We start from the raw sequence: 9,344 nt of genomic DNA, 5'->3' as shown, positions 1-9,344 counted from the left end.
GGCGGACCCTTGTGCCCGCTCGAGATGTTGCCGGCGACGCCCAGGCTGTAGTAGAGTGTCGGGGCCGCGTTCTCGGAGACGCCCACCTGGTATTGGGCGTGGACGAATAAAAATGCCTCGTTGAAAAAGTTGACTTGGATCCCGACGCCGAGGGGCATGTACGCGCCGAAATTGCCCTTATAGGAAAACGCGCCGACGCCGGCGGAAAGGTAGGGGGTTACCCAGTAGCGGTCGCTAAGGAGTTTTTCCTGGAGAGAAAAATCGAGCGCCGACAGGAGGTACTCGTCATCGTAGCCGGGGCTGTTGGGGAAGGGATAGTCGACAAAGGAGCCGGTGTAGCGGACCATATAGTCGAGGTGGTTGGTCAGGCCGTTGACGAAGCTAAGGGCGAGACCGGGTTGCATATCGCCGATATTGGTCAGGCTGCCGCCCTTGAGGGTCTGGGAAAAACCGATTTTCTGGAAGAGGAAGGCGGAGTTGAAATCGTATAAGGAGAAATGGATGCCGATGGAGGGGTCCTTTTTGTAACGGTAGTAGCACACAGAATCGGACTGCGCGTTTCCGGCGTACGTGAGTAAGCAAAGCACAACACCAAAAAAAGCTTCTTTCTGCATAGAACTTTATATCATGGTGGTGGTATCACGGTGACGGTTTCACGGCGGTGGTATCACCTCTACTTTTACCCTTGTAAGACCCCGGGCATAAAACCCCAGCTCCCTGGCCGCCCTGGCGCTCACGTCGATCAGTCGTTTGTTCTTCGGATGCATGCGATCGTTGATCCAAAGGATGACGGACCGGTGGTTGCGCAGGTTGGTGACCTTTACCCAGGTCTTCAACGGCAGTTTGTTACAGGCGGCGGTCAGTTTGTCCGGGTCGAACACTTCGTCGGTATGCGTTTTCTTTCCGCGGAAGCGTTCCCCATAGTAGCTGGCCGTGCCTTCCAGGACCGTGCCGATGAGCTTCTTCCTGGAGATACGTACGGATGCCTTCTTTTGCCGGGAGCCGGCCGACGTCGTCGTATCACCGCCGGCGACGTCCTGACCGGCGCCCTTCCGGGCGGCAGCCTTCTGGCCGGCGGCCACGGTCGTAAGCCACAGGGCCGGGACACACAGCAACACCCCAAACAAGCACTTCCTCATGTAATACAGTTTTGATTTCCAAAGGGTTGGACTGAAGGTTAGCGGAAGGGTTCTTTAAAACAGCTGTCTAACAGGTGCTTATCGTCTCCATAAATATCCTCATAAAAAACCAAATGACCGTCTTTTCCATCGCAGGTAAAATACCGGAGGAAAAGGGGAACGTGGTCCTTAAAATAAACCGTGTGCTTGGCGGAGTTGGCGATCCACGCCTTGATGGTATCCATCGGATAGCGCGCGCTGTCGTGGCGGACGAGATAGGCGGCCAGTTTTCGCCAGTCCTGGACGCGCACACAGCCATGGCTCAGGTTACGCGCGTTGTTGGAGAACAGGTCGCGTTCGTTCGTGTCGTGGAGGTATACGCTGTATTTGTTCGGGAAATTGAACTTGATCACCCCCAGCGAATTGTCGTTGCCTTCGAGCTGTCGGATCCGGTAGGGAAAATAGTTCTTGTGGTATTTCTTCCAGGGAAGGGTAAACGGGTTGAGCACGCTGTCCCGGTCGTCGACCACGACGAGGTTCTGGGCGGTAAGGTATCCCACGTTCTTCTGGATCTTCGGAAGCATTTCCTTGAAGATGATGCTCTCCGGGACCGTCCAGACCGGATAGGTTATAAAATTGGTGAGGTGGGACGTCAGCACGGGGGTGCGGGTCACGGCGTGTCCGACGATCACCTTGGATTGGAATTGCAAGCTGTCGTCCCGCCATACCTGGAGGTAATAACCGGGCAGGTCGACCCACACGAACTCCTTGGGCATGGCTGCGGAATCCGGGAGCAGCTTGTAACGGTCCATATTCAGCGCGGCGATCCGGAATCGCTCCGCGTCGTTGAGGTTCAGCGCCCGTACGAGCATGGGACCGGGAATACCGTCGGGCTTGAGGTCCTTGGCTTTCTGGGCGAGCTTGATCATCTTCGCCCAGGCGGCCGAATCCTCGGGCATCGTCACCGAGTCCGCCACCAGACCCTCTTCCTTAAACCGGGCCAGGAGCTGGCGGTTGAAGTCGAGGGTGTCCTTATTCGGATAATCGATGTGCGTATAGTTCCTGAACGTGGCTGAATCGAGGAAGTGGCCAAGGGCTTCTTTCAGCGCGACATAGCCGCGAAGTTGGGGCTGGAGCGAGTCAAAAAAGCCGTCGATGGGCGCCAGGCCGCCAGCCGCGCGTTGAAGGAAGCCCAGGTACTGCTCTGATGTAAAGGTCGAGTCCTTCCGCAACGTGGTGGTATCCCGCGGTATCCGGCCAAAGGCCAGGTCGTGCGTCAGCCCGATAAACGCGTCGGTCAGCAATAAATCCTGGAGCGACCAGAGGACGGCGTCCTTGTCGTCGAAAGCATTGCGCTGGAGCCGGTCCCGGATCGAGGCCAGCTGTCTGCCGTGATAATCGGAGGGATAAAGACCCGCGTACATCCCTTTGTCGAGGAACGTAAACAGGCTGTCGGCAAGGGGTGAGAAAGCCGGTGGATGAACCCAGGTCGTGGAGAAGGCCCGTGCCGTATACCACGCCTCCAACAGATCGAGGTGGGCGAGCCGGATCGAGTCGTTGATTTTGCCTCCGTTATCCTGGGCGTACGTAAGCGCTACCCGGATATTGTCGTTCGTCCTTTCGGATAACGCCTGAGGCTGTTCGACGATCTCCCTGGGTTTGGGCGCCTCCTTGTGACTTCCATGACAGGCCAAAACCAACAAAGTAACTAACACCACAAAGCCCCGCGCCCATCCATTTTGTGATAAAACCATAATTGTTAATGCGAATTCCGGTGGTCAATATATAACAAATTCCCTACTTGAGGAAAATCGCGCCCAGGGGCGGCAGGTGCAGGGTAAGCTCGTACATGTCGCCGTCTTGGTTCACCGGCCGGACGGGGATTTCCGGGTTATAGGTGTCCCCTGTCCCCCAATAGTCGTAACTGTCGCTGTTGAATATCTCGGTCCATGAAGGCTTCCCGTAGGTCCGCAGCGTCCAGTCCCTGCGGACGACGGGTGTCATGTTCAGCACCACGAGGACGTCGTCCCCGGCGCGCAGCCCCTTGCGGCGGAAGGCGACGACCGATTCGGGCCTGTGGTTGAGGTCCACCCATTCGAAACCGCCCTGCTGGAACTGGCGTTCGTACAAGGCCGGCTCCTGCTGGTAGCAGTGCCCCAGCGCCCGCACGCACGCTTGTATGCCCCGGTGCGACGGATACTGCAACAGGCCCCACGGCAGCTCCGTGTGGTAATTCCATTCGCTGGTGGACCCGAACTCGTTGCCCATGAAGAGCAGCTTCCCCCCCGGGTGGCTATACATATAGCTGTACATCAGCCGCAGGTTGGCGCTCTTTTGCCAGTCGTCCCCCGGCATCTTGTACAGCATCGGGCTTTTGCCGTGGACCACTTCGTCATGGCTGAGGGGCAGCATGAAGTTCTCGTCGTAGAAATACATCATGCTGAACGTGAACAGGTCCTGCCGTCCGCCGCGCAGCAGCGGGTCGGTCTTGAAATAATTGAGCGTGTCGTGCATCCACCCCATCATCCACTTCATCCCAAAACCCAACCCGCCGTCATACGTGGGCCGGGATACCTTTGGCCAGTCCGTGGCTTCCTCAGCTATGGTCTGTACGTCAGGGAAGTCCCGGAAGATGGTTTCGTTGAGGTCCTTGATGAAGTTGATGGCTTCGATGTTGCCGTCGCCGCCGTATTCGTTGGGCTCCCATTCGCCTTCCTCCCGGGAGTAATTCAGCTTCAGCATAGAGGAAACCGCGTCCACCCGCAACCCGTCTACATGGTAATGCCGGAGCCAAAAGTGCGCGCTGGAGATCAGGAAAGACTTCACCTCTCCCCTGCGATAGTTGAAAATGTAGCTGCTCCAGTCGGGGTGGTACCCTTTGCGCATGTCCGCGTATTCATAGGTATGCGTGCCGTCGAACAGGAAAAGGCCGTGGGCGTCGTAGGGAAAATGGGAGGGCACCCAGTCGAGCACCACGCCAATGCCTTCCGCATGGAAAGCGTCCACCAGCGCCATGAATTGCTGCGGGTTCCCAAACCGGGAAGTCGGCGCGAAATACCCCGTTCCCTGGTATCCCCAGCTCCCGTCGAAGGGATGCTCCATGACGGGCATGAGCTCCACGTGGGTAAAACCCATCCCCTTTACGTAAGGGACCAGCAGCTCCCTCAACTGGTCGTAGGTGTTGTACCAGTCCTCGTTATTCTTGTCGGGGCGCATCCAGCTGCCCAAATGCACCTCGTATACGTTCCAGGGCGCGGTCAGCGCGTTGGCGGCGGACCGGCTTTCCATCCAGCGGGTATCCCCCCATTCGTACGGCAGCGTCGTCGTGATGGAAGCGGTATAGGGTTTGAGCTCGCAAAAAAACGCGAACGGATCACCCTTATCGAGGCGAACGCCCTGATAGCCATGGATATGATACTTGTATCGGACCCCCTTGGGGAAGTCCGGGATAAAACCTTCCCAGATACCCGAACGGTCTTCCCGGACATAAAGGGGGTGCCTTTCGTTGTCCCAGCCGTTGTATTCGCTGATCACCGAGACATAGGTGGCGTTGGGAGCCCAGACGGCAAAATAATAACCCGGCTGGTCCAGCACCGTACGCGGGTGCGCGCCCAGGTGCTCGTAGAGCCTGTAATGCGTGCCATTCTGGAAATTCCGGATGTCCGCGTCGGAGAACAATGAATAATGCCATACCGGCTTAGTGCTGTCCACAAAGTGACGGTCTTCATACCTGGAATCCGAGGGTTGGTCACTTATTTTTTCCATATGCGGCACTTTAACATAAAATTAGGCCATTGAAAGGGGATTAATATCACTAAAATCTTAGTTTACACATTAGATAGCCATTCGATAAACATTGTTATGAGAAAAACCCTTGCGCTCCTCTCGACCCTGGTCTGTTGTCTATCCATCCATGCCCGTGCCCAAACCGCACAGGTCACCGGAACGGTCAGGGATACGATCAACCAGACCATTCCCGCCAACACCGTCATCCTGCTCCTTCGCCCCGCGGACACCACCATGGTGGCCTATACCCGGGCCGACACCAAGGGGCACTTCGCCTTCGACAACGTCCCACCCGGCGGTTACCTGTTGTGGATATCCCACCCCGCGTTCGCCCAGTACAGCGACTCGATCGGCGTCAAACCCGGCGCCAACAACCTGGGCGCCATCTACCTCACGTTACGTAGCAAATTGCTGGCCGATATCACGATCAAAGGCGTCAACCCGATCCGGATAAAGGGCGACACCACCGAGTTCACCGCCGACAGTTTTGCCGTGCGACCCGGCGCCACCGTCGAGGACCTGCTCAAGGTCCTGCCCGGCATACAGGTGGACAAGGACGGGAAGATCACCGCGATGGGTCAGACCGCGAAGATCCTCGTCGACGGGGAAGAGTTTTTCGGGGACGACCCGACGGTCGCCACCCGCAACATCTCCGCCAGCGCGGTGGACAAGGTCCAGGTGTTCGATAAGAAGAGCGACCAGGCGGCCTTTACCGGTATCGACGACGGTCAAACGCAAAAGACCATCAACCTGAAGCTCAAGAACGACAGGAAGAACGGTTACTTCGGCAAGCTCACCGGGGGTCTCGGCACCAACGGCTATTACGAAAACACGGCCGCGCTCAACCTGTTCCAGAAAAAACGGAAGTTCGCCGTCTTCGGCATCGCCGCCAATACCGGTAAAACGGGGTTGAACATGGCGGACGCGGGGAACTACAGTACCAACGGGCTGACGACCATGGCCGGGGACGGGGGCGTGATGATGTTCTTTGGCGGCGGCAACAACGACTTCACCGATTGGAACGGTTCCTACAGCGGCCAGGGCGTCCCGGTCGCCTGGAACGCGGGCGCGCACTATTCCAACAAATACAACGACGACAAGATCACCATAGGCGGCGATTATATATTCAACCAGGTCAGCGTGGGCGTCAACAACAATACGATCAGCCGGCTGACGCTCCCCGACTCCACCATCAACAACACGGTTGACAACAATTACAAAAAGATCACCGACATCCAGCACTCCCTCAACCTCCGCTACGACGTCCAGCTCGATTCCCTCGACGAGGTCAAGGTAACGGCGGTCGGCAAGGTACGGCACAAGGACACCTTCCTGAGGGATACCAGCTATACCTCCAACCAGGACAGCGCGCTCCTCAACAACAGCGGAAACCACCAGAACTATACCGGTCAGAACAATACCTTCAACAGCACGCTGCTTTGGATGCACAAGACGCACAAGATCGGCCGCACGCTGTCCTTCAGCGCGCAGGAGGACTACAACGAAGTCAACACCACCGGTTACCAGTACTCGGTCGTCAACGGGTACGAAGGCGGCGTCCTGCAAAGCCAGGACACCACCGACCAGTACAAGAGCGATTATTCCCGGAGCCTGTCGCTGATCACCAAGCTCACCTACACCGAGCCGCTGGGGCACAGCAACTACCTCACATTCGACTACGGCGTCAACCTGCTCAGCTCGTCCTCCGACAAAAACAGCTATAACCGCGACGGGGGTGGCAAATACGTCATGCTCGACTCCGCCTACAGCAACTATTATACGCTCAATATCCTGGCCAATACCGGGGGCGTTTTCTTCAAAAGATCCACCAAGAAATACAACTTCTCCTTTGGTACGGACGCGGGCTACACCAGCTATAACCAGGACAACATCTACCAGGACACGGTCCGCAAGCGGAGCTTCGTGAACTGGTACCCCAAGGCCAGCTTCAGCACTAAGTTCGGCAACGGCGGCCGCTTCGGCATACAGTACTACGGGAACACGACCCAGCCCAGCCTGGACCAGCTGCAGCCGGTGGCCAACAACAACAACCCGCTCAACATCGTCATGGGGAACCCCAATCTGAAGCCTTCCTACACCAGCCAGATCTATCTGAATGCCGGGCGGTACGACGTGCTCAAGGACCGCGGCTACAACGTATGGGGGAACTTCACGATGGTCAACAACGCCTTCGGCAGCAAGGACTCGATCGACGCCGTGGGTAAAAGCTATTCCGAGACCGTCAACGTCAACAGCTCGGAAAACGCCTACCTCAGCGGCAACTACGACTTCAAGTGGAAAAAACCGGACATCCGGCTCGGGTTCGGCCCATCGCTGAATTACAGCAAGAATACCAACTACGTCAACGGCCAGCTGAACAATACGCACAGCGGTTCGGCGGGTTTGGGCGCCAGTATCGGCAAATCGAAGGACAAGAAATATGACTTCTGGGTCAACGCCCGGGCGAACTACAACGTCAGCCAGTCCTCGATCCAGTCCGCCAACAACCTTGCCTACTGGACGTATAGCGTCAACGGCAACGCGTCCAAGCAGCTGCCGGCCAAGTTCATGCTGACCGCGGACTGCGACATGAGCTTCTACCAGAAGATCGGCAACTTCAACCAGCGCAACATCGCCCTGGTCAATGCCTCGATCCAGAAGATGTTCTTCAAGAACAACGACCTCGTGCTCAAGGCGGCCATCAATGACATCTTCAACCAGAACACCGGCTTCAGCCGGAATATCTCGACCAACCTGGCCACCCAGTCGATGTATACAGCCATCCACCGGTACCTCCTGTTCAGCGTCACCTGGAATTTCTCCAAAAACGGCAAACCCGCCGAAAACCCCTTCTGATTATGCGTACGATCCTTTATATCGCCTTGCTGCTCCTCCCCGCCCTACCCGGCCTTGGCCAGGACACCGGCGCCGTAAAATTCATACACGCCGGCACCATCGAATACGAACGCAAGGAAAACCAGCGCAACGAGTTCGATGGCGAGGGCGAATTCGCCGACGCGATCAAGAAAAGCATGCCGGAATACCGGATCACCTATTTCAACCTGTACTTCTCGGGGAACAAGTCGCTTTTCGAGCCTGGGCGCGACGGCCCCGGTCCGCAAAACCAATGGACGCCCCCCGGTTCCACGAATATCGTCTACGCGGACAGGGACGCCGGAAAACAAGTGTCGCAGAAAGAAATCTTCGGGTCTACCGTCCTGTTGAGCGATACGCTGCGCGCGCTTCACTGGCGGATGACACCGGATACCCGGGTCATCGCGGGGTTCGAGTGTCACCGGGCAACGACGGTCATCCTGGACACGGTCTTTGTCGTCGCCTTTTATACGGATGAGCTCCTCTCCCCCACCGGTCCGGAATCCATGGGCGGTCTGCCCGGAACGATCCTGGGGATGGTCGTCCCCAAGCTGCACACCAGCTGGTATGCGACAAAGGTGGAGCTGGGCGAGCCCAAAGCCATGGCGCCCCCGAAAAAGGGGTCGAAGGTGAACTACCAGCAGCTCGACGCGCAGCTCACGAGCAGTATCGGCGATTGGGGCGACTGGGGGAAGAAATACATCATGCGGCTGATGTTATAGCCGGTTGCGATTCGCAAAGACTTCGGGTCTTGTCACGGGCAGGTAGTGCGTCGGGCCCTGGCGCAAAAGATCCTGGAGGCTTTTTAACGGTTTCACTGTCTTATAGATCGCGGGGAACGGCTCCGCGAAGGCATCCGCCCGGTAGGCGATATAGTCGACGGCGGGCCAGGCCGCGTACGCGTCGATCAACGCCTGCAATATGTCAGCGTCGATCTCCGTCATGTCGCAGGCCATGAGCAGGAAGTGCGCCCCCGGGAAGGCGGACGCCGCGGCCTGTAAACCGCCCAGCGGACCGTTCAGCCCTTCGTCGATCACGAGCCGGTTGGCGCTGAACACCGGGGTATAGTTTTCGATCTGGGCGGCGCGAACGGAGACCCTCCACGGTAGACCCAGCGTCTCCAGCTTGAGGCCCGCCGCTCCAGCCCACGTGTCGGAAGCCGCGACGCTGTTAGTCCCAGTCGCGGTGCGCATCAGCCCCTTGTCCCGGCCCATGCGACGGCTCTCGCCACCGGAAAGGACGATCCCCATCAACGGGCCAGTGCCCGCTGTCGCGTCAGTGCGCATCGACATGCCCCAGCGACATCCCGGGGTGGACGACGTCCCGGACCATCCGTTTTAATTCCTTTATTTCCGGGAAATGCCCCTGCTCTTTCCGGTCGTAGAGCACCTTTTCGTCGAGGAAGATCGTGTACCGTCCCCCCGTTTCGCTCGGACGCAGCAGCACCCCGCCCAGATCCTCGTTAAAGGTCGTCAAGAGCTCCTGGGCCATATAAGCCGCACGAAGCAGCCAGCCGCAACGCGGGCAATATTCTATAGTGATGGTGGGTTTCATGACGGAAAATTA

The 9,344-nt window shown here is 57.7% G+C and carries 8 protein-coding genes; 2 read left to right on the top strand and 6 right to left on the bottom strand.

Annotation, left to right across the window (positions count from 1 at the left end; all coding sequences use genetic code 11):
- From VL547_RS17395 to glgB, 4 genes are all read right to left on the bottom strand, one after another.
- Positions 1-614: hypothetical protein (locus tag VL547_RS17395; protein ID WP_325580210.1), on the bottom strand; the 614-nt coding region annotated here is incomplete at its 3' end.
- 39 nt (positions 615-653) lie between these two features.
- Positions 654-1,139 (bottom strand): septal ring lytic transglycosylase RlpA family protein, encoded by a 486-nt coding sequence (locus VL547_RS17390; RefSeq protein ID WP_325580208.1) that lies wholly within the window; start codon positions 1,137-1,139, stop codon positions 654-656.
- A gap of 38 nt (positions 1,140-1,177) precedes the next feature.
- Positions 1,178-2,812, bottom strand: a complete 1,635-nt coding sequence (locus VL547_RS17385) for a L,D-transpeptidase family protein (RefSeq protein ID WP_325580206.1) — start codon at positions 2,810-2,812, stop codon at positions 1,178-1,180.
- Between the two features lie 103 nt (positions 2,813-2,915).
- Positions 2,916-4,883, bottom strand: coding sequence for a 1,4-alpha-glucan branching protein GlgB (gene glgB / locus VL547_RS17380; protein ID WP_325580204.1), 1,968 nt, complete (start codon positions 4,881-4,883; stop codon positions 2,916-2,918).
- Positions 4,884-4,979: 96 nt separating this feature from the next.
- Between glgB and VL547_RS17375 the strand changes: the two genes are divergently transcribed.
- Entirely contained in the window at positions 4,980-7,760 is a 2,781-nt protein-coding gene (locus VL547_RS17375) for an outer membrane beta-barrel protein (protein ID WP_325580199.1), read from the top strand.
- 2 nt (positions 7,761-7,762) lie between these two features.
- Positions 7,763-8,500: a GLPGLI family protein gene (locus VL547_RS17370; RefSeq protein ID WP_325580197.1), complete on the top strand. Its 738-nt coding sequence runs from the start codon at positions 7,763-7,765 to the stop codon at positions 8,498-8,500.
- Here VL547_RS17370 and VL547_RS17365 read toward each other — a convergent pair.
- Both VL547_RS17365 and VL547_RS17360 read right to left on the bottom strand, forming a co-directional pair.
- Positions 8,495-9,070: an NTP transferase domain-containing protein gene (locus VL547_RS17365; RefSeq protein WP_325580193.1), complete on the bottom strand. Its 576-nt coding sequence runs from the start codon at positions 9,068-9,070 to the stop codon at positions 8,495-8,497. The two genes, VL547_RS17370 and VL547_RS17365, sit on opposite strands and share 6 nt — an antisense overlap.
- Positions 9,054-9,332 (bottom strand): SelT/SelW/SelH family protein, encoded by a 279-nt coding sequence (locus VL547_RS17360; protein ID WP_325580190.1) that lies wholly within the window; start codon positions 9,330-9,332, stop codon positions 9,054-9,056. Before VL547_RS17360 ends, VL547_RS17365 begins: the two co-directional genes overlap by 17 nt.
- Positions 9,333-9,344 lie beyond the last annotated feature (12 nt).

Source organism: Dinghuibacter sp. (assembly GCF_035492835.1).
Lineage (GTDB): Bacteria > Bacteroidota > Bacteroidia > Chitinophagales > Chitinophagaceae > Dinghuibacter.
This window is presented reverse-complemented; position numbering and strand designations above follow the sequence as displayed.